The following is a 24,026-nucleotide window of genomic DNA, read 5'->3' as shown; positions in this document are numbered from 1 at the left end:
AGGTGTTGCCGGCAATGAAGTTCGTATACTGGTAGCGCACACCGAGTCCGGCCCGGCTGGTCTCGGAAATCGGCAAACCGAAGTTCATCCCGATCACGCCGACATCGGTCGAGTAATCCGCACCGATCAACTCGTCGAAATCCGTTTCACGGTAGGAGACATTGAAGCCTCGACTGATACCGTCGACTGTATAGAAGGGGTTGGTATAGGCAATCTGATAGAGCTGTGTCGCTTCGCTCGTGTTGACCCCGAACGAGACGCGCTTACCGGTACCCAGGAAATTGTTTTGCGTCACGCTGGCGTTGAACAGAATGCCCTGCGACTGCGAGTACCCGACACCGGCAGAAAGATTGCCCGCCGGTTTCTCGGTCACCGTCACGTCGACATCGACCTGGTCCGCAGATCCGGGCACGGCGGGCGTCTCGATGGTGACATCGTCGAAGTAGCCGAGACGCTGGAGCCGCTCACGTGACTTGCGGACCAACTCGGCCGAGAACCAAGCCGACTCCAGTTGCCGCATCTCGCGCCGCAGCACCTCGTCGCGGGTTCGGGTATTGCCCTTCATATTGACACGGCGCACGTAGACGCGCTGACCCGGGTCGACGAAGAAGGTGACCGAGACCTCGCGTGCCTCTTCGTCGATCTCGGGTATCGTATTGACGTTGGCGAAGGCGTAGCCGCGATCCCCGAGCAGGTTCGAGATCCGCTCGGCGCTTTCGGTGGTTGCACGCCGCGAAAAATAATCGCCCCGCTTGAGGTGGATCAACGGAAACAGCTCCTCGGACGGGATCGATGGCTCGCCCGCAAGCTTGATGTCGCTGATCCGGTAGGGCTCACCTTCGTTGACGACGACGGTGATATAGATCTCTTTCTTGTCGGCGCTGATCGAAACTTGCGTCGACGTGATATCGAACCGAATAAACCCGCGGTCCAAATAAAACGAACGCAGTGACTCCAAATCTCCGGCAAGCTTCTGCTTGGAGTACTGGTCGTTCTTGGAATAGAACGAGGTCCAGCCTGTCGAGCCGAGCTCAAAGCGCTTGAGCAGCTCTTTTTCGGGGAACGCCTCGTTCCCAATAATCGTGATCTGCTTGATCCGAGCTGTCAGCCCCTCGGTGATCTCGATGCGAACCCCGACACGGTTTCTCTCGAGCGGCGAGACCGTCGACTGAATGAGTACGCCGTATTTGCCGCGCGAGAAATACTGTCGCTCAAGCTCCTGCTCGATCCGATCCAAGACGGAGCGATCGAACACCCGGCCTTCTTTGAGTCCGATGTCGGACAAGGCAGCCGTCAACGCCTTGGTGTCGATGTCGCGGTTGCCTGTAATGTCGATCGAGGCGATTGCCGGTCGCTCGCGGACCCAAAGAACGAGGACGTTGCCCTCACGCTCGACACGAACGTCGTCGAAGAAACCGGTTTGGTAGAGCGAGCGAATGATCCCGCCGGTCACCCCGTCTCCTACGGTATCCCCGACCTGCACCGGAAGATAGTTGAAGACGGTGCCGGGTGCGATCCGTTGCAGTCCCTCCACGCGGATGTCGGCGATCTGGAACACCTCGGCAGCGACCGGCATGTTGAACGCCAGCAGGAGGGTCATCAAAGCGAGCTGCCGACGTGCGCAGCAACGGAGCATCAGAGTTATCGCGCGCAAGACAGGGTCCCCTCGATCAAGCCGAAGTCTGCGGCGCAGTCGGCGTTTCAGGGTCGCAAGTATAAGGGATTCGCCACGCCTAGCCCAATAGCCGGGCGAAATCCAAGTAGAAGGCCAGCGACATGAGGGCGGCCAGGAGAAACAGGCCAATCTTTTGGCCCTGCATCTGCGCCTCCTCGGAGAGCGGACTGCCTTTGACCCACTCGATCAAGAAGTACAACAGATGCCCTCCGTCGAGCACGGGCACCGGCAGGAGATTGAGGATGCCGAGGCTGATGCTCACGACCGCGAGGAATTTCACGAAGGACTCCAATCCGTAGCTCGCGGTTCGCCCGGCCGTTTCGGCGATCGTAATGGGACCGCTGAGATTCTCCACCGAGGCCTGGCCGATCAACATACGCCCGACGACTCGCAGCGTCATGACGCTCATCTCGACGGTCTTGGAGACAGCCCGATCGAGCGACTCGACGGGACCGTAGCGGACCTCGACGCTGTAGTCGTCCATCAGACCCTCCGGAACCAACACACCGGCTCCGATCCGACCGATGGTGTCCCCCTCCACCTGCGTCGACCGCGGTGTCACGCTCAAGGCGAGGCGCTCGCCGTCGGCGCGCTCGATCTCGATCGCCAAGGTCTCGTCCGGATGCTCCCGCACCACTTCGACCCAGTCCTGCCAGCCTTCGATCGGGCGGGAGTCGACAGACAGGATGCGGTCGCCGCTCCTCAGCCCGGCGTCTTCGGCCGCTTCGCCGGGGACCAGCTCCCCGATTACGGCAGGTAGGGTCGGACGTTTCGGGGAAAGTCCCAGGCGACCGAGGAGGTCCGGCTCCTCGGCGAGACTCCGCACCGCGTCGGAGGGAATCCAGCGCGTCAGCTCGAGACCCGAGGTGTCGCGCACCTGAACCGCCAGCTCCCGCCCGTCGAGCGATTTGCCCACAAACGCGATCAGGGCGGTCTCCCAACTCCCCGCCTCGCGGTCGCCGACCCGGATCAGCTCGTCGCCGGACTGAAAACCCGCCGCGGCAGCGATCGATTGGGGCTCGACGTCGCCGACAATCGGCCTCAAGCCGGAATCGCCGGACATGAAGATGGCCCAATAGGCAAAGATCGCGAAGAGGAAATTGAACAGCGGGCCGGCAACGACGATCGCCGAGCGTTTCCAGAGCGCTTGACGGTTGAAGGCAAGATGCGCCTGCGCCGGCGGGACCTCCTCTTCGCGCTCGTCGAGCATCTTCACATAGCCGCCAAGCGGGACAAGGGCAACGACATACTCCGTCGCATCCGGATGACGCTGAATCCGAAGGAGGGGTCTGCCGAAACCGATCGAGAAGCGCAACACCTTCACGCCCAAGCGTCTGGCGACCCAAAAGTGCCCGAATTCATGGACGGCGATCAGGATCGCGAGCGCAACGACGAAGGAGCCGATCGTAAAGAGGATATCCATCTTAAATCGCGTCCGGGGTGGTCAATTAGGGAGGAACTGCGGGCTACGACCCCGGCCATCAACGACGATCGGAGTGGCGCGACTTAAGCCTCTAATTTTAAATCGTATTTAAACCGCGTCGGCGACGACGTCACCGGTGAGCCAGGACCGCAGGTTTGCACGGCCGCTGAATACCGGTCCGGACGCGGCTTAAATAACCCGCGAACTGACCAGTTGTTGCGCACGGTCGCGTGCCCGCCGGTCGACATCCAAGAGGAAGGCCAGATCCTGCCCCTCGACGTCTTCGTTCGGAAGCGACTCAAGCGTCGCGTCGACAACCGCGGCAATCCCGGGGAGATCGAGGCGTCGGTCCAAAAAGGCGGCGACGGCGATCTCGTTGGCTGCGTTCAGGATCGCAGGTGCCGTTCCGCCCATGGAGGCCGCCTGAAAGGCCAAACCGAGGCAGGGAAAGCGCGCGAGATCCGGCTCTTCGAAATCCAGATGTCCGACCTTGAAGAGATCCAGGGGCGCAACGCCGGCATCCAGGCGCGCCGGCCAACCGAGCGCATGGGCGATCGGGGTGCGCATATCGGGGTTGCCGAGCTGGGCGAGTACGGAGCCGTCTTGGTATTGGACCAAGGAGTGGATCACGCTCTGAGGGTGGACAACGACTTGGATGCGATCGGTGTCGGTTCCGAAAAGCCAGCAGGCCTCGATAACCTCCAGACCCTTGTTCATCATGGTGGCCGAGTCGACGGAAATCTTGCGGCCCATCGCCCAAGTCGGGTGTGCACAGGCCTGATCGGGGGTAACCGACGCGAGCTGCTCGATCGGCCAATCGCGCAGCGGACCGCCGGAGGCGGTCAACAGGATCCGCTCCACCCCGACCGACGGTAAACCCTCGCAAAAGTTCGGAGGCAGACACTGGAAGATGGCGTTGTGCTCGCTGTCGATCGGCAGCAGCTCCGCGCCGCTTTGCTCCACGGCACGCATGAGCAAGGCGCCGGCCACCACCAAGGACTCCTTGTTGGCGAGCAGCAGACGCTTGCCCGCACGGGCAGCGGCCAGCGTGGGCGGCAGGCCCGCGGCACCGACGATCGCCGCCATGACGTAGTCGGTCTCCGGCATGGTCGCGACCTGCTCGAGGCCCTCGACCCCCGAGAGAATCTCCGGGCGGTCCGACATGTCCGAGAGCAGCTCGCGCAAACGCCGCGCCGCCTCCTCGTCGACCATGACCGCGATCTTTGGCCGGTGGCGCCGGCACTGCTCGGCCATACGCTCGCTGTCGCGATTCGCGGTCAAGGCGATCGCGCGAAACTGATCGGAGTGACGCGCGACGACATCGAGGGTACTCACGCCGACCGAGCCGGTCGAGCCAAGGACAGTTAGGCCGATCACGTCGCTACTCCAATCAAGGTGATACCCAAGGCAAATACGGGTGCAGCTGCCGTCAAGCTATCGATGCGGTCGAGCATACCGCCGTGCCCCGGCAGGAGATGACTCGAATCCTTCAAACCGCGGCGGCGCTTGAGCAGACTCTCGTAAAGATCTCCGACGATCGAGATCACGACCGAGACACCGCAGACTAAGAGGATCAGCAGGGTTGCCGTCGGACTCGCGGACAGGATCCACGCGAATGTCAGGCCGCAGGCGGCGGCCCCGGCGATGGCCCCGTAAACGCCGACCCTGGTTTTGCCCGGACTCAACACGGGTGCAAGCTTCGCCCGACCGGCGCCCCAGGCGCGGCCGACGAAATAGGCCATCGAATCGGCGGTCCACATCAGAAAAAGCAGGAACAGGACGAGTGCCGGCCCCGTGTCAGGGAGCCCGTGCAGATGAATCAGCGCCGCCCAAGGACCGACCAGAACAAGAAAACCGGCGGCGAGCAGAGACCACTGAACACCCTCGACCCTCGGAATCTCCCGGATCCGCGGCAGAGCAACCGCCTGCGCCACCCACCAGAGGGCGCTCAGACCGAAGAACCACGGCTGACCCTGCGGCCAGAGCCAGAGGATCGCCATTGCAGACAAGATCGCCATCGAATAGAGCGTGCGCGGGATCGGCCGCGTCAATCCGGCCAGCGTGCACCATTCCAAGGCGGCGAGCATCAAGACAGCGGCCAAGACGAGTGCAAATGCCTGCGTCGGCAGCCACAGGACGGCGGCGATCACGAGCGGCACCAACGAGAGCGCCGTGATCGTCCGGCGCTTCAGTGCGTTGGAGGCGGGCAAGACGTCAACCCCGCCCATAGCGACTCATCGGATCGCGCGACGCGACCTGCTCGCCGGTTCGGCCGAACCGCCGCTGACGGCGGGCATAGTCATCGAGTGCTCGACCATAGGCGGCCGCGTCGAAGTCCGGCCATAAAAGGTCGGTAAAGTAGAGCTCGGCATAGGCGGACTGCCACAACACGAAATTGCTCAAACGCTGCTCCCCGCCGGTGCGAATAAAAAGGTCGGGTTCCGGGAGATCGGGAAACGAGAGGCGGCTCGCCAGCGCCTGTTCATCGATCGCATTCGGATCGAGCGCCCCGCTCAGCGCATCCGCCACCAAGCGCCGAGCGGCACGGGTAATGTCCCAGCGCCCGCCGTAGTTCGCTGCGACCTGCAGATTCAGGGCGCGGTTTTGCCCGGTCAGCTCTTCGGCCTCGGCGATGCGTCGCTGCAGCTTCTCGGGGAAGGCCAGGCGCTCGCCGATGATGCGAAGGCGAACATCGTTCTCGTTCAAACGACGCACTTCACCCCGCAACGCGCTCATGAAGAGCTCCATGAGGATATTGACCTCGGAACGAGGTCGCTGCCAATTCTCGCTGCTGAAGGCGAAAAGCGTCAGTGTGCCGACACCGCGGCGAACGCTTTCCTCGACGACGGCACGAACGCTCTTCACGCCCTCGCGGTGGCCAGCCGTTCGAGGGCGATCACGCTGCTTGGCCCAGCGGCCGTTGCCGTCCATGATAATGGCGACATGTCGAGGCACGGATGAAACCGGGGTATCCGGATCGCACATGCCGACTGCGGGCGTTGCAATATCCACGTTGGTCGTCGTCGGGCTCGCCCGCCCCGCCTCAAATCGACATCAAGTCCGCTTCTTTCTCCGCCAAGACCGCATCAACGTCCTTGATGTACTGATCGGTCAGCTTCTGAACGAGTTCCTGACCGCGGCGCTCGTCGTCCTCGGAGATCATCTTGTCCTTCAAGAGCTCCTTGAGATCATGGTTGGCATCGCGACGAATGTTGCGCACGGCTACCCGCGCCTGCTCGGCCTCGTTGCGTGCAACCTTGATGAGGTCGCGTCGCCGCTCTTCGGTCAGCGCCGGCATGGGGACACGAATGACAGTCCCCGCAGTGTTGGGGTTGAGCCCGAGGTCCGACTGCATGATGGCCTTCTCGACGGCCTGCACCATGTTGCGCTCCCACGGCGTGACGGCAAGCGTTCGCGCGTCTTCCGCACTCACGTTCGCCACCTGCCGAATGGGCATCTCGGACCCGTAGTAGGAGACCATTACATGGTCCAACAGGGACGGATGCGCCCGCCCGGTTCGAATCTTGGCCAGCTCATGGCTCAGCGCTTCGACGCTCTTGGCCATACGCTCCGCAGCGTCCTTCTTGATGTCGTCGATCATGTCAGTTCCCGCTCACGACCAACGAGCCGACGTCTTCGCCGCGGATCAACCGCAGCAGTGCACCGGGCTCGTTGATATTCATTACACGCAGTGGCATGCCATGGTCACGACACAGCACGATGGCCGTGGTATCCATGACCTGCAGTCCTTCACGAAGCGCCCGATCATAACTGATGCGGGGGTAGAAGGTCGCCCCCGGATCGATCATCGGGTCGGCCGAATAGATCCCGTCGACCTTGGTCGCCTTGATCAGCAGATCCGCGCCGACCTCGATCGCACGTAGGCTTGCTGCGGAATCCGTCGTGAAAAACGGGTTGCCGGTCCCGGCGGCAAAGACGACCACGCGGCCCTTCTCGAGATGCCGCATGGCACGCCGCCGGATGTAATCCTCGCAGACCTGATTGATCTTCAGCGCCGACATTACCCGTGCAGCAACCCCCAGACGCTCGAGCGCATCCTGCATCGCGAGCCCGTTCATGACGGTCGCGAGCATCCCCATCTGATCGCCGGTGACACGATCCATGCCCTTCGCCGCAAGTCCGGCGCCGCGGAAGATGTTGCCTCCGCCGATGACCAGCGCCACCTGAACGCCGACGGCGGCCAGATCGCGGATCTCACCGGCAAAGCGGTCCAGAACCTCCGGATCGATGCCGTAAGCCTCGGAGCCGACCAATGCCTCGCCGCTGAGCTTGAGCAGGATGCGTCGATAAAGTGGCGCCGTCATGGCGTGGGAACCTCGTCACGGGTTGCGTCGGGGAAGGCTGCGCATCAATCGCGCAGCCTTCGGGGACCAGTCGTTCGGATCGGGTCGTTCGAACCCGCTCGGGGCGCGCGGATCAGGTCGAGCGAACCTGTGCCATGACCTCTTCGGCGAAGTTCTCGACCTTCTTCTCGATGCCCTCGCCGACCTCGACACGGGCGAACCGGTGGACCTTTGCTCCCGCTTGCTTCAGGAGCTTCTCCACAGAGGTGTCGGGATCCTTCACAAAGGGCTGACCGAGCAGGGTCACCTCTTCGAGGTACTTGCGCACGCGCCCGTCGATGATCTTGTCGACGATCGCCTCGGGCTTGCCGCTGTCGAGCGCCTGGGCCTTGAAGATCTCGCGCTCTTTGGCGAGCGTCTCGGGCGGAACCTCGTCGGCCCCGAGACACAGCGGGTTGGTCGCTGCAATGTGCATGGCGATGTCGCGCCCGAGCGCCTCGTCGCCGCCGCTCATCTCGACCACGACGCCGATGCGCACACCGTGACGATAGCTGTAGAGACTGCCTTCGGCATCGTCGAAGCGCACCAAGCGACGCACCTGGACATTCTCGCCGATCTTCGTGATCAAGGCCTCGCGAGCCTGGTCGACGGTGGTCGCCGGGGCGTCGCGCAGGGGTGTTGCCGAGAGCGTCTCCGCGTCGATCATATCGCCGGCGAGTGCCGTCTCGGCAGTTGACTGCGCAAAGCCGAGAAAATTGGTGTCCTTCGCTACGAAATCGGTCTCGCAGTTGATCTCGACCAGAACGCCGCGCTTGCCGTCCGGCGCGATCTCGATCATGACCACGCCCTCGGCGGCGGTGCGCCCGGACTTCTTGGCAGCCTTCGCCTGACCGGCCTTGCGCATCGCCTCGATCGCCGCTTCGATGTCCCCGTCAGACTCCACCAGCGCCTTCTTGCACTCCATCATGCCGGCGCCGGTGCGCTCCCGGAGCTCTTTCACCAATGCCGCTGTAATCGCCATCGTTTGCTTCCTCGGTCCCTCACGGGACGACTTCGGGTTGTACTGGGATGCGTTCGCACTCGAGTGCTCGGACGCGAACGGAAGAATACAGGCACGCCCGGATCGGATCCGGACGCACCCGAGTCGCCGGAGCCGGTCTACTCGGCTTCGGCAACCGCGCTCGGCGCCGATTCGCTTTCGACCGGGGCGTCGATAAAGGTATCGCCGCGACCGACCATGGCTGCCGCGGTGTTGCGGCCGTCGAGGATCGCATCCGCTGCGCCGCTGATGTACAGACGCACCGCGCGGATCGCGTCGTCGTTGCCCGGGATCACGTAGTCGACCTTACTCGGATCATTGTTCGTATCGACCACGCCGACGACCGGGATTCCGAGCTTGTTGGCTTCGGTGACGGCGATCTTCTCATGGCCGACGTCGATCACGAACATGGCATCCGGGAGGCCGTCCATGTCCTTGATGCCGCCGATGCTCTGCTCGAGTTTGGCGCGCTCGCGTGCGAGACCCAGCGCTTCCTTCTTGTTGAAGCGCTCGATGGTCCCTTCCGCGAACATCGTCTCGAGCTCTTTGAGACGCTTGACCGAGTGCCGAATGGTCTTGAAGTTGGTCAGCATGCCGCCAAGCCAGCGATGGTTGACGTAGGGCATCCCGCAGCGCTGTGCCTCTTCTTGAATCGCCTCCCGTGCCGCACGCTTGGTGCCGACGAAGAGGATACGGCCGCCATTGGCCGTCAACGAACCCATGAAGTTGACCGCCTCTTGGTAGAGCGGCAGTGTCTTCTCCAGGTTGACGATGTGGATCTTGTTGCGTTGCCCGAAGATGAAGGCCCCCATCTTGGGGTTCCAGTAACGGGTCTGGTGTCCGAAATGGACGCCCGCTTCCAACATCTGGCGCATTGTGACTTCGCTCAAGGTCTTGCTTCCTGTGGTCTGGGTTGGGCCTCCACGCATCCCAAACGGCAACCTGTTTACCAGGCACCCGGCCGGTTGTGTCGATGCGTGTGCGGACAATTTCCGGCGCCCGCGGATCGGGGCCGGTCTCGATTCGGCGTTGCGCGGCCTGGATCACCCGGGCTTGCAGCCGATTGCGCGTAGGATCTCGGCAGCTCTTCGGCTCGTCGAAAGCCCGACAGCAGCCGATTTGCCGCAGCGCGCCGGGTTTTATACCATAGCCCGTCAATTATGAGCAATTACCTCAAGGTTTTCTGTGAGATCCGGACCTGATGTCGATTCAGCGACGCACGCCATGAGTGTGCCAATCAAGACCCCCGAGGCGATCGAGAAGATGCGCGTGGCGGGCCGGCTGGCCGCCGACGTTCTCGACATGATCGCCCCCCATGTCGTCCCGGGCGCAACCACCGACGAACTCGACCGCATTTGCCACGACTATATTACGCGCGTGCAGCGGGCCGTCCCGGCGCCCTTGAACTACCGCGGCTTTCCCAGATCGATCTGCACGTCCGTGAACCATCAGGTCTGCCACGGAATCCCGGGCAACAAACGTCTCAAGAAGGGCGATATCGTCAACATCGACATCACGGTCATCAAGGACGGCTATCACGGCGATACGAGCAAGATGTTCTTCGTGGGCGAGCCGAGCATCCTGGCGCGTCGTCTCGTTACCGTCACGCAGCAGGCCATGCGTCTCGGCATCGCGAAGGTGCGCCCGGGCGCGACCCTGGGGGACATCGGGCATGCGATTCAGCAATTCGTCGAAGCTCAGGGGTGCTCGGTGGTCCGCGAATATTGCGGGCACGGGATCGGTCAGGCCTTTCACGAGGAGCCGCAAGTCCTGCACTACGGCAAGCCCGGCGAGGGCTTGGTTCTGAAGGCGGGGATGTGCTTCACCGTCGAGCCGATGGTGAATGCCGGCAAACGCTTCATCAAGCTGCTCCCGGACGGCTGGACGGTCGTCACCAAGGATCGCAGTCTGTCGGCGCAATGGGAGCACACGGTCCTCGTCACCGAACAGGGGCACGAGATCCTGACCCTGCGCGCCGAGGAGCGGCCCGACGAGCTCGAGGAGGAGCGCGACATCGTCGCCCGCACATGAACGCCGCACCGCGCCCGCACGCCTCGCCGGAGGAAGCCGTGGCCGTGGAGGCGACAACCGCGGCTAATCCGATGGCGCCGATCGCCGATTGGAAAGACCGCCTCAGAACCGGGCGCGACCGACTCTTCGCCGACTTCGATCAGGGTACGCCGGTCGGAAACCTGGTCCAGCGACGCAGTCTTCTCATCGACGAGGTCCTGCGCGAGGTCTGGGACCACCACCTCGGACAGACCGAGGACGCCGCTTTGGTCGCCGTCGGCGGATACGGGCGTCAGGAGCTCCAGCCGGCCTCCGACATCGACATCCTGGTCATCGTCGAAGCACATGCCGACGCGCGCCTTTCCGCACCCCTGGAAGGGCTCGTGACCTGCCTGTGGGACATCGGCTTGGAGGTCGGACACAGCGTGCGCACCCCCGAGGAATGCGCGCGCGAGGCCGCGGACGACGTGACCGTCATGACCAACATGATGGAGGCACGCCTGATCCGCGGCAGCAGTGCGCTGTGCCATCGGATGCGCGATGTCGTCAGCCCCGAGCGCATGTGGAACAGCGAGCAGTTCTTCGCCGCCAAGACCCGGGAGCAACGAGCACGTTGGCACAAATACGGCGGCACCGCCTACAACCTCGAGCCCAACATCAAGGAGAACCCGGGCGGTCTGCGCGACATTCAGATGATCGGCTGGGTCGCCAAGCGCCACTTCGACGCGGAGACCCTGCACGAGCTGGTCGGTCACGGTTTCCTGACCGAATCGGAATACAGCACGCTGATCGAGGGGCAAACACAGCTGTGGCGGATCCGCTTCGCGCTGCACCGCATTGCCGGGCGGCGCGAGGACCGACTGCTGTTCGAGTATCAGCGGACCCTCGCCACCCAGTTCGGCTTCGAAGACGGCCCGAACAACCTTGCCGTCGAGCAGTTCATGCAGCAGTACTATCGCACCGTCCAGCAGCTCAATCGGCTCAACGAGATGCTGCTGCAGTTGTTCCGCGAGGCGATTCTTCTGCATGACGACGTCGGCCCCCCGGTGCCGGTCAACAAACGCTTCCAATCACGCAGCGGCTATATCGAAGTCACCTCGGCGAGCGTGTTTCAGCGCTATCCGATCGCCCTTCTCGAGATCTTCCACATCCTTCAGGTCCATACGGAGCTCGAAGGCGTGCGCGCCAGCACCATCCGGCTGATCCGCGAGAACCGCCACCGCATCGACGATGACTTCCGCGCAGATCTGCGTGCGCGCAGTCTCTTCATGGAGATCCTGCGTCACCCCAGCGGGCTTACCCATGCGATTCGACGCATGAACCGTTACGGTGTGCTGGCCGCCTACATCCCGGCGTTCGCCAACATCGTCGGACGCATGCAGTACGATCTGCTGCACGTGTACACGGTCGACGAGCACACGCTGTCGCTGCTGCGCAACCTTCGCCGCTTCACCATCACCAAGCACGACGACGAATTCCCGCTCTGCAGCGCGATCGCCAGGCGAATCCCCAAGCTCGAGCTTCTGTATCTCGCAGGGCTCTTCCACGACATCGCGAAGGGCCGCGGCGGAGATCATTCGCTGCTCGGTGCCGACGACGCGCGCGCCTTCTGTCGGCTCCACGGGTTGCCCGAGTTCGACAGTCGGCTCGTTGGCTGGCTCGTGGAGAAACATCTGCTGATGTCGATGACGGCCCAGCGCAAGGACATCAGCGATCCGGAGGTCATCCAGTCCTTCGCAGCGGTCGTCGGCGACACGACACGCTTGGATTATCTCTATTTGCTGACGGTAGCGGATGCCCGAGCGACCAATCCCGAGCGCTGGAACAGCTGGAAAGATGCGCTGCTGCGCGAGCTGTATCACGGGACACGCCGCGCACTGCTGCGCGGACTCGAAAATCCTCAAGCCCAGGACGAGCTGATCCAGCAAAAACAGACCGAGGCTCGGCGCCTGGTCGCGCGTTACGGCGGAGACCCCGCCGCCTGCAATCGGCTCTGGAACAAGTTCAGCCAGGACCTGTTCCTGCATAACTCACCCGACGAGATCGCCTGGCAGACACGCCAGATCCTCGCCTGCGAGCCCGAGCAGCTGCCGCTCGTGGTCATTCGTCCGGTGACGGCGCGCGGAGGGACCGAGATCTTCATCTACACGACCGATCGCGCAAACCTCTTCGGACGTATCACCGCGCTCTTGGATCAGGTCGGCCTCAACATCATGGATGCACGCATCATGACCACCGATGGCGGAATGGCGGTCAACACCTACCAGGTACTGGACCAGGACGGCAGTCCGATCCATGACACCTTGAGGATGGAAGAGATTCGATCCTCCTTGGTCGCAGATCTCGCCGAGGACGATGGGGAGGAGATCCAAGTCGCACGCTCCATGCCGAGACGCCATCGGTATTTTCCCACGGAGACGCGCGTGACCTTTTCCACGGACGAGCCGAATCGCCGTACCATCATGCGTCTCGCCACCCTGGATCGCCCCGGCCTGCTCGCGGAGGTCGGCGCGGTCTTCCAGGACTGCGGCATCCGTCTTCAGAACGCCAAGATCGCAACGGTCGGCGCCGAGGTCGACGATGTCTTCTTCATCACCAACGACGACGAAACCCCTATCACCTGCGAGACCGCCCTATCCTGCTTGCGACGCGAGATCCACGATCGGCTGGAAGGCCATGGAACGCGCTAAGCACCGCTCTGTCGTCGGATTCGACTTGCCGAGCTACGGCACGCGATTCGGCGCCGCTGCGCTGCTCGTCGGACTCCTGTCGATTCCCGCTGCCATCGCAGGCGATGAAAACCCCCTCGTACCTATCCAGCCCGTCAGCCAGACCTTCGGCGACCAACCTCCGGGGACCGCGCCGACACCTTGGCTCGACGAGGTGCGTGCCCAACGACAAGCCTGGGAGGCCAGACGGGAGGCGACGCGAAACGCCTACGAGGCACGTCGGCGGGCCAACAATCCGAGGGCGGCCGCCCAGCAGGAGGCGTGGGAGGAGGATGCGCGCCGACGACGTGCGGCACGTCTCGAACGCATGGATCAGGATCTGGAGATCTTTCGCAGTCTCGGCCCGGGACAGCCCCCGCTACCTTGGCCGTGGGTGACGGGGATGCCCACCTTGCCGGAATTCGGCAGCGGCGCGGCTAAACCCGCTACCCCCGGCGACACGCCGATCTTCGCGCCGCCGGGCTGGGACAATCATTGGTATTTCAGGGGATTCTAAGCGTCGGCCGAGGGCGCAGTTCGACACCTCAGCCCGCGTCGATCAACTCGAGCGCATTACCGTCCGGATCGCGACAGAAGAGCGCACGCCGCCCCGAGCGACTGAGGGTATAAGGGAGGCCGGCGGCCGCGAGCCGCGAGGTCATCTCGTCCAGGTCGCTCACCCGCATCGCGAGATGCCGGTCTCGACCGCCGTGCGCCGGACGGCCCGCGACCGGATCCGGATTCGGCAGCTCAAGCAGGTGGACCTGCTGATCACCCACCCAAAGCCAAGCCCCGGGAAAGGAGAGATCCGGGCGCTCCGGGTCAAGCTCGAGACCCAAAATCCCTTGATAGAAGTCGAGTGCCCGCGCGGTATCGGCGACGATCAGACTGACATGATGGATGGAATGGACGAGCGACATCGGACCCCCCTCGGCATGGAGCCGGCTTGGACGTTCGCCTATACTAAACCGCGTCCTGAGTGAAATGTGACGTTTCGAGATGGACTCGACCTCGGTGCAGACAGCGGCCGCAGGGAGACGCAGTTTAGACAACCAACTCAGGATGACCCGATGAACCCGGATATCGGGCGCTTGCAGCCCTACCCTTTTGAACGACTCGCCGCACTCAAGCACGGACTCGTTCCGCCGGTCGATCGCGACCACATCGCGCTCTCCATCGGCGAGCCAAAACATCCGACCCCGGCGCTTGTTACGGATGCGCTGATCGCACACCTGCATCAGCTTGCCGTTTATCCGACGACGCGTGGAATCCCGGCCCTGCGCGAGACGATCGCGGCCTGGCTCTCGAAGCGATTCAAGCTCGGGTCGGCAGACTCGACGGGGACGGGCACGCTGGGTATCGACCCGGACACGCAGATCCTGCCGGTGAACGGGACACGCGAGGCGCTTTTTGCTTTCGCCCAAGCCGTGATCGATCGCTCGCAGGACGCGCTGGTCTTGATGCCCAACCCCTTCTATCAGATCTACGAGGGTGCGGCATTCCTCGCCGGCGCACAGCCGCACTATCTCGCCTGCGAGGCGGCGAACGGTTTCGTCCCGGATTTCGAGGCGGTTGACGCTGCGACCTGGCGGTCTTGCCGCCTGCTCTACATCTGTTCGCCCGGCAATCCGACGGGCGCCCTGCTTGATCAGGCGACCTATGCACGGCTCATCGAGCTTGCACACCGGCACGACTTCGTGATTGCCTCGGATGAATGCTACTCGGAGCTCTATCTGGACGAATCCGACCCGCCGCTCGGGCTGCTCCAAGTCTCGGCCGCCATCGGCAACCCCGCGTTCAGTCGCTGCATGGTCTTCCATAGCCTGTCGAAGCGCTCCAACGCGCCGGGTCTGCGCTCGGGTTTCGTTGCAGGCGACGCCGAGCTGATCCGCGGCTTCTTTGCCTACCGGACCTATCACGGCTGCGCCATGCCCCTGCCCCATCAGCACGCAAGCATCGCCGCCTGGAGCGACGAGACCCATGTGAGGGAGAACCGCCGGCTCTATCGCGAGAAATTCGGCGCGGTCCTGGAGATCCTCGGTGACACGCTTGGCCTCGCGCCGCCGAAGGCCGGCTTCTACCTGTGGCCCGAGACACCGATCCCGGACACGGACTTCGCCGCGCGCCTCTTCGCCGAGGAAAACCTGACCGTCTTGCCCGGCCGCTTCCTGTCCCGCGTGGTCGGCGGGGCCGACCCGGGGAGGAACCGCATCCGGCTTGCACTGGTCCCGCCGCTGGACGAGTGCGTGGATGCCGCGCGTCGAATTCGACGTTGCCTGGAGCGGGTCTGAAGGCATTGTTACCCGAGAGCCCATCGCACCTTCGCGCTTTGATTTCCCGGACCTGCTTTTGCCGGTCTACAACACGACAGCAGAGAACACCCCATGAGCGACCAGCAATCCATCATTGAAGAGGCCTTCGAGCGACGTGCCGAGATCACCCCGCGCACGGTCGAGACCCGCGTGCGCGATGCCGTGCAGGACACGATCGAGCGACTCGACCGCGGGGAGCTGCGGGTCGCCGAGAAGCGCAACAGCGATTGGGTCGTCCACGAATGGCTCAAGAAGGCGGTCCTGCTGTCGTTCCGGATCGAGGACAACGCCTTTATCAAGGGCGGTTTCACCAACTACTACGACAAGGTTCAGTCCAAGTTCGCGGACACCAACTCGCGCGAGTTCCGCGACGGCGGCGTGCGTGTTGTGCCGCCGGCAACCGCGCGCAAAGGCGCCTACATCGCACCGAGCTGCGTGCTCATGCCCTCCTATGTCAACATCGGCGCCTATGTCGACTCGGGCACCATGGTCGACACCTGGGCGACCGTCGGCTCATGTGCGCAGATCGGCAAGAACGTGCATCTCTCCGGCGGTGTCGGGATCGGCGGCGTGCTCGAGCCGGTGCAGGCCGCCCCGACCATCATCGAAGACAACTGCTTTATCGGCGCACGCTCGGAGGTCGTCGAAGGCGTGATCGTCGGCGAAGGTGCCGTGCTGTCGATGGGCGTCTACATCGGTCAGAGCACCAAGATCTACAACCGCGAGACCGGCGAGATCCTCTACGGCCGCGTCCCGCCCGGCGCCGTCGTCGTCCCCGGCAGTCTTCCGGCGAAGGACGGAAGCCACAGCCTCTATTGCGCCGTCATCATCAAGCAGGTCGACGAGAAGACCCGCGGAAAGGTCGGCATCAACGAGTTGCTGCGGGATATCTAAACCGCGCCCAGAGCGAGATGCGTCGTTTTCATTGTTCGTTTAGCTTCGGAGATATCCTTGATCCCAGTGAGACGCGGTTTAGAATTTAAGATGTTTAATTCTTTAAACCGCGCCGGCTCCGACAGGCGTCGGAGCCGGCGCGGCCAAGCCATCCACCAAATGACGCATACCGCACCGGGCGCGGTTTAAAGCCGTGGTCGAGCTCTACGGCATTCCCAACTGCGACACCATGAAGAAGGCCCGTGCCTGGCTGGACGCGCATGGCGTCGACTATCGGTTCCACGATTACAAACGCGAAGGGGTCGACGAGACCCGCTTGCGCGCCTGGGTCGAGGAGCTGGGCTGGGAGACGCTCGTCAACCGTCGGGGCACGACCTGGCGCAAGCTGCCCGAGGACGTGCGCGAGGGTATGAACGCGGAGGCCGCGATCCGGGTCATGCTGGAGACCCCCTCGATCATTCGTCGACCGGTGCTCGACACGGGCGAGGTCCGGCACGCGGGTTTTTCCCAAACCGATTACGAGAGGCTGTTCGGCTGATGGCGATGTCCCCGACCCTGGAGCTGGCGTGCGAGCTGATCCGCCGCCCTTCCGTCACGCCCGAGGATGCGGGCTGTCAGGCCCTCATGGCCGAGCGACTGGCTGCGATCGGTTTCCGGATCGAAGAGATGCCCTTCGGGGAGGTCGCGAACCTTTGGGCCAGACGCGGCGATGACGGCCCGCTCTTCTGCTTCGCCGGTCACACGGACGTGGTTCCGACCGGTCCGCTCGAGCAGTGGGACTCGGCCCCCTTCGAGCCGACCATCCGCGACGGCCGGCTCTTCGGGCGCGGCGCCTGCGACATGAAGGGCTCGCTCGCGGCCATGATCACCGCGGTGGAGGCGTTCGTCGTCGATCATCCGGACCATCGCGGATCCATCGCCTTCCTGATCACGAGCGACGAGGAAGGCCCCTCGGTCGACGGGACCCGACGTGTCGTGGAGCGATTGGAGCAGCGCGGCGAGAAGATCGACTACGCCTTGGTCGGCGAGCCCTCTGCGCGCGAGCGTCTCGGCGACACCATCAAGAACGGTCGACGCGGGAGTCTGAACGGCGTCCTGCGGGTGCAGGGCAAACAGGGCCACGTCGCCTATCCGCATCTGGCGAAGAACCCCTTCCATGCCTGCGTCGATGCACTTGCGGCACTCTGCGCCGAGGTTTGGGATCAGGGCAACGATCACTTCCCGCCCACCAGCTTTCAGATCGCCAACCTAAACATGGGCACGGGCGCGGAGAACGTGATCCCGGGCCGACTCGAGGCCCAGTTCAACCTGCGCTTCTCCACCGAGTTGGACCCGGAAACCATCCAGGCACGCGTGCGCGCTATCCTGGACGCCGGTGATTTCGACTACGCGCTTGAGTGGCGGCTCTCGGGCAGCCCCTTTCTGACGCCGGCCGGCGAGCTGGTGGCCGCAAGCCGCGAGTCGATTGCGGCGGTCACCGGCATCCAGACCCAGCTCTCCACGAGCGGCGGCACCTCGGACGGGCGGTTCATCGGACCGACCGGCGCTCAAGTCGTCGAGCTGGGCCCGGTCAACGCCACCATCCATCAGGTCAACGAGTGCGTCGGAGTCGCGGAACTGGACGACCTCTCCCGGATCTACCACGGCATCCTCGAACGTCTCTTGGCTCCGGAGTGAACAGCGCCCGGTGCACCATGAAGTCTTTCGGGTAGGCGGCTTGGCAGAGGTCGGCAATCCGGTCTTAGTGACGCTTCAGAAAGAAGGTGAACGCCTTGATGAACGCGTAGGATGGGTAGAGCGTCAGCGAAACCCATCCTCCAAACCGCCGCGTTGCCGGGTGTCGGTCCGATGCGCTTGGCGCGGGCTGGATGGGTTTCGCTTCGCTCTACCTATCCCACGTGTTTCGGTTGTTTTTGAATCGTTCCTAGCTGATGGCGGGCGGCAGGAGGCAGGAAACAAGAAACCGGAAGCTCCCCCCGGCCCCCGACTCGACACCAAGAGGACTGACCCCATGCAAGACATCCTCGAACGCGCAGCCCGGATTCGCCTGGTCATCTTTGACGTCGACGGGGTGCTCACCGACGGCAGCCTTTATCTCGGCGACGACGGCCAGGAGTACAAGGCATTCAACTCCCGCGACGGACACGGCATGGTGATGCTTCAGGAGAGCGGGGTGCAGATCGGAATCATCACGGGTCGTACCTCGCAAGTGGTCAGAATCCGCATGGAGAGTCTAGGTGTCGAGCACCTCTTCCAAGGCTGCCGCGACAAGCTCCCGGCCTACGAGGCGCTCAAGCGGGAGCTGTCGCTCGACGACGAGTCCATCGCCTATGTCGGAGACGACCTCATGGATCTGCCCATTATGCGTCGGGTCGGACTCGCCATCGCAGTCGCCGACGCGCACCATTTGGTGCGCGGTCACGCCCATCTCTGCACTCAAGCGGTCGGCGGTCGCGGCGCTGCGCGCGAGGTCTGCGAGCTGATCATGGAAGCGCAGGGCACCTGGGCGCGGATCGTCGCCGGCACGCCATGAGCGGGCGCCTGCGGGTCAGCGACCTGCCGATCTGGTCCGCACGACAGTGGGTGCTCGTCGCCTTTTTCGTCGCCTCCGGGTTGTTGGGGTGGTGGCAGCTGCGTCCCGAACCCGAGCCGGCCGCACCCGAGGTCGAGCGTGAGCGGCTCCCGGATTATGTTGTTGCGCGCTTCACCGCCGTGGAGACCGACGATACGGGCAAACCGAGCCGGAGTTTGGTCGCCGACGAGCTGCGCCAATATGTCGCGGAAGACGTTTCTGAGCTGGATCGCCCGCGCATGACGCTCTATCAGCGTGAGGGCGAGACCGAAGCCGAGCCTTGGCGCGCGCGCGCGAACAGCGGCCTGGTCCTTCCCGGCGGCGAGGAGGTTCGGCTCGAGGGGGCGGTGGAGCTCGAGCGCAGCGGCGACGCGACGCGGTCCGGCACGCGCATGGAGACCGAGCTGATGCGCATCTGGCACAAACGGGCCTTCGCCGAGACCGATCGGCCGGTCCAAGTCACCAGTGCGTCGGATCGGCTGAATGCCACGGGGATGCGCCTCTGGTACGACGAACCCGTGCGTGCCCAATTCGACGGACGCGCACATATCTTTATCGCACCCGAGCAGATCGAGGAGCCATGAGCGAGAGAGGATTCCACGACCGGCGCCGCCGGGGCCCCGCCCGGACCGCGACCCTGGCCTTCGTCATCGCCCTCGCGTGTGCCCAAGCGGCGGCGCTCGAGGACGATGCGAGCCAACCCATCTTGATCGAAGCAGACGATGTCGAGGTTCTGGAGGCGGAGAACACCAGCATCTACGTCGGCAATGTCCAGGTCGATCAAGGGAGCATGCGGCTGCTCGGCGATCACGTCACCGTTTATCATCGCGACGACCGCCGCCCGCGTTTTATCATCGCCCTCGGCGCGCCTGCCAGCTTCAAACAGCTCCTCGACAACGACGAGGGCGAGGTCCTGGCCTTCGCCAAACGGATGGAATACGACGCCGACAAGGACGAGCTCACCCTCATCGAGGACGCCTTGCTGATTCAGGGCGCCGACCGCGTTGCGAGCGAACGCATCGTCTATGATCGCGCACGCGCCCATTTCCGCGCGGGAGGCGGCGGACGGGTCAAGATCACCATCACGCCGGAGGAAGAATGAAACTCAACCGCGCCGGAATCGATCAGCGAGGTCGATGCGGGACGAGCACTCCGGATGCGACCAATAGCCTCGGAGTCAGCGCGGTTTAGATGAACGAGCTTCTTTCGGACAGCCGCTCCAGCACGCTGCGCGCGGAGCATCTGAAGAAGAGCTATCGCGGCCGCCAGGTCTTGCGCGACGTCAGCGTCGCCGTGGATGCCGGCGAGGTGGTGGGCCTGCTCGGACCCAACGGCGCGGGCAAGACCACCTGTTTCTATTTGATCGTCGGCCTCATCCCGGCGGACGAGGGGCGCATCGCGCTGAGCGGGCAAGACATCACACTGAAACCCATGCATGCCCGCGCGCGCGCCGGATTGAGCTATCTGGCACAGGAGCCCTCGGTGTTTCGCAAGCTCACCGCACGCGACAACATCCTCGCCGTGCTGGAAACACGCCGCGATCTGTCCCGAGCCGATCGCAACCTGCGCTGCGAGCGACTGCTCGAAGAGCTCGGGATCGCCCATGTCGGCGGGTCGCTCGCGCTGAGCCTTTCGGGGGGGGAGCGACGGCGCTTGGAGATCGCACGCGCGCTCGCGGTCGACCCCCTGGTGATGCTGCTCGACGAGCCCTTCGCCGGCGTCGATCCCATCGCCGTAGGCGACATCAAGGCCATCGTGTCGCACCTGCGCGACCGCGGGATCGGCGTTCTGATCACGGATCACAACGTGCGTGAGACGCTCGATATCTGTGATCGGGGCTACATCATCAGCTCGGGTTGCGTGATCGCGGCAGGCACCCCGGCGCAGCTGTTGGCCGATCAGCAGGTACGCGATGTCTACCTTGGCGCGGATTTTTCCATGTAGTTTGGAACGCGCGGGCACATCGGCACGCGTATCGGTTGGCTGCTCTTTACGATATGTTGGGTGTAAGATGAGATTCCCGCCCCGGCTGATGACGCCTTCACCGGACTGAAACGGCTAGAATCGAGCAGAATGGGCCATGGCGGCCACCTGATCGAACACCTCGAAAAGCGCATCCGCGATCCATGAAGCAATCCATCCAGCTTCGGCTCGGCCAACACCTGACCATGACGCCTCAGTTGCAGCAGGCGATTCGTCTGTTGCAGCTCTCGACACTGGAGCTCCAGAAGGAGATTCAGGAGGCGCTGGACACTAACCTGATGTTGGAGGAAGGCGACGAAGCGGACCGATTCAACGTCGGCGAGGAGCCGCAGACGGGCACCATCCAGAGCGAAGATATCGAAACGCCGCGCCTCGCGGTCGAGCAAACCGTCGATCGCGAGATCCACGCCGAATCCAACGAGATGCCCGACGAGCTGCCGGTCGACACGCTCTGGACCGACGTCTTCGACTCCTATCTGCCGAGCACCTCGCACGGTTCGGACGACGGCTCGGATTACGATCCCTTTGCGCAGCAAAGCCGCCCTCAGACCCTACTCGACCACCTCGCCTGGCAGCTCAACCTGTGCAGACTGAGCGAGCGCGACATCATGATCGCCCAGGCCGTCATCGATTCGATCGACGCCGACGGCTACCTGCGCATCGATCTCGACGAGCTGCTCCTGACCATCGACCATCCCGAGATCAGCGCAGAGGAGGTCGAGGCGGTGGTTCACCGAATTCAATCCTTCGACCCCCCCGGCGTGGGTGCGCGCAATCTCCCCGAGTGCCTGCTGATCCAGCTGAGCCAGCTGCCTCCCCAAACGGCGTGGCGAAGCGCTGCGATGGCGATCTGCCGCGACGGGTTCGAGTATCTGGCCAAGCGCGACGTCGCCTCCCTGGTCCGTCAGCTGAAGGAATCCGAGGAGACCGTTGCCGGTGCGCTAGCCTTGATCCGCCGTCTGAACCCGCGCCCCGGCAGCCTAATCGCCGGTGCACCGGCCCAGTATGTCGTTCCCGATATTTTCGTGCGCAAACGCGAAGGGCGATGGTCGGTCGAGCTCAATCCCGATTCAATGCCTAAACTCAGAGTGAACGCCGACTATGCGCGACTGATCCGGCGGGCCGATCAGAGCGCGGACGGCGTCACCTTGAAGAGCCATTTGCAGGAGGCACGCTGGTTCATCAAGAGCCTGGCCAGCCGCAACGACACGGTGCTGCGCGTCGGCGCGAAGATCGTCGAGATGCAGCAGGAGTTCTTCGAGCACGGAGACGAGGCGATGAGACCGATGGTTCTGCGCGATGTCGCCGAGGCGTTGGAGCTGCACGAGTCGACCGTATCCCGAGTGACGACGCAGAAATACATGCACACGCCGCGCGGAACCTTCGAGTTCAAGTATTTCTTTTCCTCGCACGTCAACACCGCTTCCGGCGGCGAATGTTCGTCGACCGCGATACGTGCCCTGATCCGCAAGCTGATTGCCGGCGAGTCTGCTAGAAAGCCCATGAGCGACAGCAAGATCGCACTGGAGCTCGCCGATCAGGGGATCAATGTCGCGCGGCGAACTGTTGCCAAATACCGCGAGGCCATGGGGGTTCCACCCTCGAACGAGCGCAAGCGCCTGGATTAGCAGGCGGTTTGAACCATAAGGAGTCAATAGATGCAGATCAACCTGACGGGTCACCACATCGACGTCACCGACGCGCTGAAGGGCTACGTCGACACGAAGTTCGAGCGCCTTGCGCGGCACTTCGACCACGTCATCAACGCGCATGTCATTCTCAGCGTCGAGAAGCTCGCCCAAAAGGCAGAAGCGACACTGCATATCAACGGCAACAAGCTCTTTGCCGACTCGGTCCACGAGGACATGTATGCCGCGATCGACGGGTTGATCGACAAACTCGATCGCCAGGTCCTTCGCCACAAGGAGAAGAAGAACGATCATCGCGGTGGGAGCCCGAAGATCAGCGAGGGCGAAGAGCCCGATCAGATCTGACGCACCCGGCGTCGCGCAGACGCCACCCAGACCTCCGATGGGCGCTCTCGCCCATGGGAGGCATTCAACGAACGGGATCGGGTATAAGGTCGGTAGACGGAATCGCCGACCCCGGCCGGACCTCCGAGGATACTTAGGATCCATGATCAAATACCATCGCCCGCCATCGCTGCGCGGGCCTCGATTCACGAGCCAGCCGAAGCGCCCCTTACCCGCGACGCACGGGAGCCGATACCGATGCTCAGCCCCGAACTGATCAACGAGGCCCGAATCGGTCAGGGCCTTGAGATTTCCAGCAAAAAGCGCTTGCTCGAGACCCTTGCCGAACTGCTCGCCAACGACCACCCGCGCTTGAGTACGGAGAGCGTCTTCGAGCGGCTCCTCGAGCGGGAACGCCTCGGCAGCACCGGTCTCGGCCACGGCGTGGCCCTGCCGCACGCGAGAATCAAAGAGGTCTCGCAGGTCATCGGGGCTTTTGTGCAAACGGCTCGGGGGGTGGATTACGACGCCGCCGACGGCGAGCCGGTCGATCTTGCCTTCGCGCTCTTGGTTCCGGAGACGGCAACCGAGGAGCACCTCCAACTGCTCGCCTATCTGGCGGGTCGGTTCAGCGAGTCCGCAACGCGCACGCGACTGCGCGATGCGGACTCGCCCCAGGTCATTCTGGACCTTTTGAAGGCGACCTAGCGGTCAAGCCGGGCCGCCAGCGATGATCGACAGTCTTCAATCCCTGATCACACAGGCCGGACCCCGGCTGAAGCTGCGCTGGATCACGCCGGAGCCGGCGACCGCGCGCCCGCTGCGCGGCGACGATCCCGGACGCACCCGGCAGTCGCTCATCGGCTCACTGAACTGCATCCATCCCAATCGTCTGCAGGTGATCGGCAATGCCGAGCTGATCTACCTGGCTCACCTGGGCCGGACCGCCTTTGGCGAGACCGTGGAGAAGCTCTTCTCGGATCATCCGGCGGCCGTCATCTTCTCCGACGGCATCGAGCCTGAGCCTGCCTTCCGCGAGGCTGCCGAGCGGACGCACACGCCGCTGCTCGGCTCCTCGTTGGGCGATGAGGAGCTGATCAACCATCTGCGTTATTTTCTGACCCATGCGCTCG

Annotated in this window: 24 protein-coding genes and 1 pseudogene; 15 read left to right on the top strand and 10 right to left on the bottom strand. The window is 63.6% G+C overall.

Features of this window, described 5'->3' with window-relative positions:
• The 9 genes from bamA to rpsB form a co-directional block, all read right to left on the bottom strand.
• Positions 1-1,600, bottom strand: a 1,600-nt coding sequence (bamA, locus tag GPT33_RS06910) for an outer membrane protein assembly factor BamA (protein ID WP_296806741.1), incomplete at its 3' end; no start/stop codon positions are given.
• A gap of 133 nt (positions 1,601-1,733) precedes the next feature.
• The gene (rseP, locus tag GPT33_RS06905; protein WP_296806734.1) at positions 1,734-3,098 is read right to left on the bottom strand and encodes an RIP metalloprotease RseP; all 1,365 of its coding nucleotides are present in this window, start codon (positions 3,096-3,098) and stop codon (positions 1,734-1,736) included.
• 189 nt (positions 3,099-3,287) lie between these two features.
• Positions 3,288-4,475, bottom strand: coding sequence for a 1-deoxy-D-xylulose-5-phosphate reductoisomerase (ispC, locus tag GPT33_RS06900; RefSeq protein ID WP_296806732.1), 1,188 nt, complete (start codon positions 4,473-4,475; stop codon positions 3,288-3,290).
• Entirely contained in the window at positions 4,472-5,326 is an 855-nt protein-coding gene (locus GPT33_RS06895) for a phosphatidate cytidylyltransferase (protein ID WP_296806730.1), read from the bottom strand. The genes ispC and GPT33_RS06895 overlap by 4 nt, the downstream gene beginning before the upstream one ends.
• On the bottom strand, positions 5,313-6,083 hold the full coding sequence (uppS, locus tag GPT33_RS06890; RefSeq protein WP_296806739.1) for a polyprenyl diphosphate synthase: 771 nt from the start codon (positions 6,081-6,083) through the stop codon (positions 5,313-5,315). Before uppS ends, GPT33_RS06895 begins: the two co-directional genes overlap by 14 nt.
• A gap of 58 nt (positions 6,084-6,141) precedes the next feature.
• Positions 6,142-6,699 (bottom strand): ribosome recycling factor, encoded by a 558-nt coding sequence (gene frr, locus GPT33_RS06885; RefSeq protein WP_296806728.1) that lies wholly within the window; start codon positions 6,697-6,699, stop codon positions 6,142-6,144.
• Position 6,700: 1 nt separating this feature from the next.
• Positions 6,701-7,423 carry a UMP kinase gene (gene pyrH / locus GPT33_RS06880; protein WP_296806726.1) on the bottom strand — a complete coding sequence of 241 codons (723 nt, stop codon included), beginning with the start codon at positions 7,421-7,423 and terminating at the stop codon, positions 6,701-6,703.
• Between the two features lie 112 nt (positions 7,424-7,535).
• Complete coding sequence (tsf, locus tag GPT33_RS06875; protein WP_296806724.1) at positions 7,536-8,423, bottom strand: translation elongation factor Ts; 888 nt, start codon at positions 8,421-8,423, stop codon at positions 7,536-7,538.
• 137 nt (positions 8,424-8,560) lie between these two features.
• A complete protein-coding gene (gene rpsB, locus GPT33_RS06870; RefSeq protein ID WP_296806737.1) occupies positions 8,561-9,316 on the bottom strand; it encodes a 30S ribosomal protein S2 in 756 nt (251 codons plus the stop codon).
• A 349-nt stretch (positions 9,317-9,665) separates the two neighbouring features.
• Between rpsB and map the strand changes: the two genes are divergently transcribed.
• From map to GPT33_RS06855, 3 genes are read left to right on the top strand one after another with little or no spacing between them, the layout of a single operon-like run.
• Complete coding sequence (map, locus tag GPT33_RS06865; RefSeq protein WP_296806722.1) at positions 9,666-10,472, top strand: type I methionyl aminopeptidase; 807 nt, start codon at positions 9,666-9,668, stop codon at positions 10,470-10,472.
• A complete protein-coding gene (gene glnD, locus GPT33_RS06860) occupies positions 10,469-13,141 on the top strand; it encodes a [protein-PII] uridylyltransferase (RefSeq protein WP_296806720.1) in 2,673 nt (890 codons plus the stop codon). Before map ends, glnD begins: the two co-directional genes overlap by 4 nt.
• Positions 13,128-13,676 carry a hypothetical protein gene (locus GPT33_RS06855; RefSeq protein WP_296806718.1) on the top strand — a complete coding sequence of 183 codons (549 nt, stop codon included), beginning with the start codon at positions 13,128-13,130 and terminating at the stop codon, positions 13,674-13,676. The genes glnD and GPT33_RS06855 overlap by 14 nt, the downstream gene beginning before the upstream one ends.
• Before the next feature lie 28 nt (positions 13,677-13,704).
• On the opposite strand, the gene GPT33_RS06850 is transcribed toward GPT33_RS06855, so the two are convergent.
• Complete coding sequence (locus tag GPT33_RS06850) at positions 13,705-14,079, bottom strand: VOC family protein (protein WP_296806716.1); 375 nt, start codon at positions 14,077-14,079, stop codon at positions 13,705-13,707.
• Positions 14,080-14,229: 150 nt separating this feature from the next.
• On the opposite strand from GPT33_RS06850, the gene dapC reads away from it, so the two are divergent.
• From dapC to GPT33_RS06790, 12 genes and pseudogenes are all read left to right on the top strand, one after another.
• Positions 14,230-15,450 (top strand): succinyldiaminopimelate transaminase, encoded by a 1,221-nt coding sequence (gene dapC, locus GPT33_RS06845; protein ID WP_296806714.1) that lies wholly within the window; start codon positions 14,230-14,232, stop codon positions 15,448-15,450.
• Positions 15,451-15,543: 93 nt separating this feature from the next.
• A complete protein-coding gene (gene dapD / locus GPT33_RS06840) occupies positions 15,544-16,365 on the top strand; it encodes a 2,3,4,5-tetrahydropyridine-2,6-dicarboxylate N-succinyltransferase (protein WP_296806711.1) in 822 nt (273 codons plus the stop codon).
• A 193-nt stretch (positions 16,366-16,558) separates the two neighbouring features.
• Positions 16,559-16,903, top strand: coding sequence for an ArsC family reductase (locus GPT33_RS06835; RefSeq protein ID WP_296806709.1), 345 nt, complete (start codon positions 16,559-16,561; stop codon positions 16,901-16,903).
• Between the two features lie 5 nt (positions 16,904-16,908).
• The gene (dapE, locus tag GPT33_RS06830; RefSeq protein ID WP_296806736.1) at positions 16,909-18,042 is read left to right on the top strand and encodes a succinyl-diaminopimelate desuccinylase; all 1,134 of its coding nucleotides are present in this window, start codon (positions 16,909-16,911) and stop codon (positions 18,040-18,042) included.
• Positions 18,043-18,376: 334 nt separating this feature from the next.
• Positions 18,377-18,898 (top strand): 3-deoxy-manno-octulosonate-8-phosphatase KdsC, encoded by a 522-nt coding sequence (gene kdsC / locus GPT33_RS06825; RefSeq protein WP_296806707.1) that lies wholly within the window; start codon positions 18,377-18,379, stop codon positions 18,896-18,898.
• A complete protein-coding gene (gene lptC / locus GPT33_RS06820; RefSeq protein ID WP_296806706.1) occupies positions 18,895-19,521 on the top strand; it encodes an LPS export ABC transporter periplasmic protein LptC in 627 nt (208 codons plus the stop codon). The genes kdsC and lptC overlap by 4 nt, the downstream gene beginning before the upstream one ends.
• Positions 19,518-20,039 carry a lipopolysaccharide transport periplasmic protein LptA gene (gene lptA / locus GPT33_RS06815; protein WP_296806704.1) on the top strand — a complete coding sequence of 174 codons (522 nt, stop codon included), beginning with the start codon at positions 19,518-19,520 and terminating at the stop codon, positions 20,037-20,039. The genes lptC and lptA overlap by 4 nt, the downstream gene beginning before the upstream one ends.
• 89 nt (positions 20,040-20,128) lie before the next feature.
• A complete protein-coding gene (gene lptB, locus GPT33_RS06810; protein WP_296806702.1) occupies positions 20,129-20,881 on the top strand; it encodes an LPS export ABC transporter ATP-binding protein in 753 nt (250 codons plus the stop codon).
• A gap of 182 nt (positions 20,882-21,063) precedes the next feature.
• Positions 21,064-22,548: an RNA polymerase factor sigma-54 gene (locus GPT33_RS06805; RefSeq protein WP_296806699.1), complete on the top strand. Its 1,485-nt coding sequence runs from the start codon at positions 21,064-21,066 to the stop codon at positions 22,546-22,548.
• Between the two features lie 30 nt (positions 22,549-22,578).
• Entirely contained in the window at positions 22,579-22,914 is a 336-nt protein-coding gene (raiA, locus tag GPT33_RS06800) for a ribosome-associated translation inhibitor RaiA (RefSeq protein ID WP_296806697.1), read from the top strand.
• Between the two features lie 237 nt (positions 22,915-23,151).
• Positions 23,152-23,601 (top strand): PTS sugar transporter subunit IIA, encoded by a 450-nt coding sequence (locus GPT33_RS06795; protein WP_296806695.1) that lies wholly within the window; start codon positions 23,152-23,154, stop codon positions 23,599-23,601.
• Positions 23,602-23,623: 22 nt separating this feature from the next.
• Positions 23,624-24,026 (top strand): annotated as a pseudogene (locus GPT33_RS06790) (HPr(Ser) kinase/phosphatase); the annotation flags it as partial.

Source organism: Thiocapsa sp. (assembly GCF_011390875.1).
GTDB lineage: Bacteria > Pseudomonadota > Gammaproteobacteria > Chromatiales > Chromatiaceae > Thiocapsa.
Note: the sequence above shows the minus strand (reverse complement) of the source record. Positions and strands in the feature narration are given on the sequence as shown.

Bases quoted from the DNA above. Each gene is read 5' to 3' on its own strand.
- GPT33_RS06895 (WP_296806730.1), bottom strand. From the start codon at position 5,326: ATGGGCGGGGTTGACGTCTTGCCCGCCTCCAACGCACTGAAGCGCCGG.
- rseP (WP_296806734.1), bottom strand. From the start codon at position 3,098: ATGGATATCCTCTTTACGATCGGCTCCTTCGTCGTTGCGCTCGCGATC.
- raiA (WP_296806697.1), top strand. From the start codon at position 22,579: ATGCAGATCAACCTGACGGGTCACCACATCGACGTCACCGACGCGCTG.
- lptA (WP_296806704.1), top strand. From the start codon at position 19,518: ATGAGCGAGAGAGGATTCCACGACCGGCGCCGCCGGGGCCCCGCCCGG.
- glnD (WP_296806720.1), top strand. From the start codon at position 10,469: ATGAACGCCGCACCGCGCCCGCACGCCTCGCCGGAGGAAGCCGTGGCC.
- lptB (WP_296806702.1), top strand. From the start codon at position 20,129: ATGAACGAGCTTCTTTCGGACAGCCGCTCCAGCACGCTGCGCGCGGAG.
- dapC (WP_296806714.1), top strand. From the start codon at position 14,230: ATGAACCCGGATATCGGGCGCTTGCAGCCCTACCCTTTTGAACGACTC.
- dapE (WP_296806736.1), top strand. From the start codon at position 16,909: ATGTCCCCGACCCTGGAGCTGGCGTGCGAGCTGATCCGCCGCCCTTCC.
- dapD (WP_296806711.1), top strand. From the start codon at position 15,544: ATGAGCGACCAGCAATCCATCATTGAAGAGGCCTTCGAGCGACGTGCC.
- map (WP_296806722.1), top strand. From the start codon at position 9,666: ATGAGTGTGCCAATCAAGACCCCCGAGGCGATCGAGAAGATGCGCGTG.
- rpsB (WP_296806737.1), bottom strand. From the start codon at position 9,316: ATGCGCCAGATGTTGGAAGCGGGCGTCCATTTCGGACACCAGACCCGT.
- pyrH (WP_296806726.1), bottom strand. From the start codon at position 7,423: ATGACGGCGCCACTTTATCGACGCATCCTGCTCAAGCTCAGCGGCGAG.
- GPT33_RS06795 (WP_296806695.1), top strand. From the start codon at position 23,152: ATGCTCAGCCCCGAACTGATCAACGAGGCCCGAATCGGTCAGGGCCTT.
- uppS (WP_296806739.1), bottom strand. From the start codon at position 6,083: ATGTGCGATCCGGATACCCCGGTTTCATCCGTGCCTCGACATGTCGCC.
- tsf (WP_296806724.1), bottom strand. From the start codon at position 8,423: ATGGCGATTACAGCGGCATTGGTGAAAGAGCTCCGGGAGCGCACCGGC.
- GPT33_RS06850 (WP_296806716.1), bottom strand. From the start codon at position 14,079: ATGTCGCTCGTCCATTCCATCCATCATGTCAGTCTGATCGTCGCCGAT.
- GPT33_RS06855 (WP_296806718.1), top strand. From the start codon at position 13,128: ATGGAACGCGCTAAGCACCGCTCTGTCGTCGGATTCGACTTGCCGAGC.
- GPT33_RS06805 (WP_296806699.1), top strand. From the start codon at position 21,064: ATGAAGCAATCCATCCAGCTTCGGCTCGGCCAACACCTGACCATGACG.
- lptC (WP_296806706.1), top strand. From the start codon at position 18,895: ATGAGCGGGCGCCTGCGGGTCAGCGACCTGCCGATCTGGTCCGCACGA.
- kdsC (WP_296806707.1), top strand. From the start codon at position 18,377: ATGCAAGACATCCTCGAACGCGCAGCCCGGATTCGCCTGGTCATCTTT.
- frr (WP_296806728.1), bottom strand. From the start codon at position 6,699: ATGATCGACGACATCAAGAAGGACGCTGCGGAGCGTATGGCCAAGAGC.